The organism is Mesorhizobium sp. M7A.F.Ca.ET.027.02.1.1 (assembly GCF_004022985.1).
Taxonomy (GTDB): Bacteria; Pseudomonadota; Alphaproteobacteria; order Rhizobiales; family Rhizobiaceae; genus Mesorhizobium.
Genome location: NZ_RZOL01000548.1, coordinates 1 through 3,180 on the forward strand (window position 1 = coordinate 1; position 3,180 = coordinate 3,180).

The 3,180-nt window shown below is 62.9% G+C and carries 3 protein-coding genes; all 3 read left to right on the forward strand.

The window, feature by feature from the left end; translation table 11 throughout:
* The coding region (locus EN749_RS33085) for a FixG Ig-like domain-containing protein (protein WP_281061942.1) at positions 1–732 on the forward strand (732 nt) is incomplete at its 5' end.
* The gene (locus tag EN749_RS33090; RefSeq protein WP_128364743.1) at positions 729–1,226 is read left to right on the forward strand and encodes a FixH family protein; all 498 of its coding nucleotides are present in this window, start codon (positions 729–731) and stop codon (positions 1,224–1,226) included. The genes EN749_RS33085 and EN749_RS33090, both read left to right, overlap by 4 nt.
* Positions 1,223–3,180 (forward strand): heavy metal translocating P-type ATPase (locus EN749_RS33095; protein WP_145991112.1); only part of this gene is annotated, 1,958 nt, incomplete at its 3' end. The genes EN749_RS33090 and EN749_RS33095, both read left to right, overlap by 4 nt.

Consider the following 3,180-nt stretch of genomic DNA (forward strand, 5'->3'; position numbering starts at 1 on the left):
GTCGACTGCAATGCCTGTGTCGCGGTCTGCCCGATGGGGATCGACATTCGCGACGGCCAGCAGCTCGAATGCATCACTTGCGCGCTCTGCATCGACGCCTGTGACGGCGTCATGGACAAGCTCGGCAGGGAGCGTGGGCTGATCTCCTACGCGACGCTCTCCGATTACAACGCCAATATGATGCTGGCGACCGCAGGCGGCTCCAGTTCAATCAACCCGTCGCTGGTCAGGACTGCTGGTGGCCTGTTCTCCGACAAGGTGGCGCATTTCCACGTCAGCAAGATCTTCCGGCCACGCACTTATCTCTACATGGGTCTGTGGTCGCTGATCGGTCTCGGTCTGCTCTATTCACTGCTGACGCGCGACAGGCTCGAACTCAACGTGCTGCATGACCGCAATCCGCAATTCGTGACGCTGTCCGACGGCTCGATCCGCAACGGCTACACCGTCAAGCTGCTCAACATGATCCCCGAGCCCCGGACCATTATCGTCACCATGGAGGGCTTGCAAGGCGGTGACATGGTCGTCGTCGGCGACGACATCCCCGCAGGCCGTTCCTTCGCCATTCCGGTCGAGCCCGATCGCCTGAAAATGCTGAAGGTCTTCGTGCGCCAGCCCGCGGATCAAATCCAGGGCACAGCGCAGACCTTCACGTTCCGTGTCGCGGACCAGTCCAGCTTCGAGGCGGACGAATACACCGCCACCTTCAACGCGCCGGAGATCGCCCGATGACAGCTAACGCTGAAAAACCCCGCGAATTCACCGGCAGGCACATGCTGGTCATCATCCTGGCCTTTTTCGGCGTGGTCATCGCGGTCAATCTGACCATGGCAACGCTCGCCAGCACAAGCTGGACTGGCCTCGTCGTCGAAAACACCTATGTGGCGAGCCAACAATTCAACAAGAAGGCCGAGGAAGGACGGGCGCAGGCAGCACTTGGCTGGACCGGCAAGCTGACCATCGCATGGGGCGAAGTTCGCTATGGCCTCGCCGACGTCGCCGGCAAGCCGGTTCCCTTGTATGGCGTCAAGGTGCTGTTTCGCCATCCCGCTTACGAGAAAGAGGACAAGTCGGTCACCCTCGCACCCGCCTCGGGCCAGGAATTCGCAGCGCAGCACATGCCGAAGGACGGCGTCTGGATTGTCGAAGTCGACGCCGACGCCGGTCTGGATAAACCGTATCGTGACGTCCGCCGGATCATGATTTCCAATGGAGCGCTGCAATGAGTTGTTGTGCACCGGGCGCCGAAATGGCGCTTGATCTGGTCAACGCGGGATCGGTCCTGCCGTCCAGCCAGGAGATCAGGCTGGCGAGCCGATCGCTTGGCGATGATCTTCACCAGACCGATCTTTCAGTGCCGATGGTTCATTGCGCGGCCTGCATCCAGGCGATCGAGACAGCGCTGGGAAAGCTCGATCAAGTGGAGAGCGCTCGTGTCAACCTGTCGACGAAGCGTGTCGCGGTCCGCTGGCGCGGAAACCAGGTACCACCATTCGTCGCCGCGCTGGGGCGGTTGGGCTACGAGGCGCATCTGTTCGACCCCGAGGTCGACAGTAAGGACAAGACGCTTTCCGAGCTGATCCGCGCCGTTGCTGTCGCCGGCTTTGCGGCGGGCAACATCATGCTGCTTTCAGTCTCGGTCTGGTCCGGCGCCGAAGGCGCAACGCGGGATCTGTTTCATTGGGTCTCGGCGCTGATCGCGATCCCGGCACTGGCCTTCGCCGGCGGCATCTTCTTCCGCTCGGCGTGGAATGCGCTGCGTCACGGCCGCATGAACATGGACGTACCGATCGCGGTCGGGGTGTCCCTCGCCTACGCCATGAGCCTCTATGAGACAATCAAACATGGCGACCACGCTTATTTCGATGCATCGGTGTCGCTGCTGTTCTTCCTGTTGATCGGCCGCACGTTGGATCACGTGATGCGCGAACGTGCCCGGACCGCCGTGAAAGGCCTGTCCCGGTTGGCCGCACGTGGCGCCATGGTGCTGCGCAGCGACGGCGCACGTGACTACCTGCCGGTTGGCGAGATCGAACCAGGGATGCAGCTGCTGATTGCAGCCGGAGAGAGAATCCCCGTCGATGGCAAGATCATCAAAGGGGCGTCGGACCTCGACTGCTCGCTGGCCTCGGGCGAAAGCACGCCGAAAAACGTAGCGCCGGGCGCAGCCGTGCAGGCCGGCGTGCTCAATCTCACCGGCCCACTGACGATCGAGGCGACCGCTGCCGCGAAGGATTCGTTCCTCGCCGAAATGGTTCGGCTGATGGAGGCGGCCGAAGGTGGTCGCGCGCACTATCGCCGTATCGCCGACCGAGTTTCAGCGCTTTACGCCCCGGTGGTCCATCTCACCGCCTTTGTGACATTCCTGGGCTGGATGGCGGCGACCGACGACTGGCACCGGGCGATGACGATCGCCATCGCTGTTCTCATCATCACCTGCCCGTGCGCGCTCGGCCTCGCCGTGCCGATCGTGCAGGTGGTCGCCGCGCGACGCCTGTTCGAGAACGGCATCATGGTCAAGGACGGCTCGGCCATGGAACGCCTGGCGACAATCGACACGGCGGTGTTCGACAAGACCGGCACGCTCACGCTTGGCCAGCCGCGGCTCGCCAACGCGTCGTCGATTGATCCCGCCATGCTGGAAATCGCAGCCGACCTGGCCGCGCATTCGCGCCATCCATATTCAAAGGCTATTGCGGGCCTTGCCGCTAGCAGCAGCCCGCACAAATTCGATAAAGTGATCGAGCACCCAGGGTTCGGGATCGAAGCTACCGCCGCTGGAAGCATCTGGCGGCTGGGCCGGCGCGGATGGGCGGGCTGGAAGGCTCGAACTGGCGGTGAAGGCAGACATGGCTATGGCGGAACGGTGCTGACAAAAGACGGGCTCATTGTCGCGACCTTCGACTTCGAGGATGCGCTGCGCGCCGACGCCAGAACAGCCATCGACCAGCTGCACAATGCTGGTCTGGGCGTGGAAATGCTGTCGGGCGATACCGCCAAAGCCTGCTCGGAGGTTGCGGACGTTCTGGGTGTCGATGACTTCGTTCCCTGCCTGCTGCCGTCCGGCAAGGTCGAACGCATCGAGTGTCTGGCGAGAGACGGTCACAAGGTTCTGATGGTCGGCGACGGGCTCAACGACACGCCGGCGCTGAGCGCTGCGCATGTCTCGATTGCGCCCGC

Coding starts and splice junctions, on each gene's coding strand:
- EN749_RS33090 (WP_128364743.1), top strand. CDS start 729: ATGACAGCTAACGCTGAAAAACCCCGCGAATTCACCGGCAGGCACATG.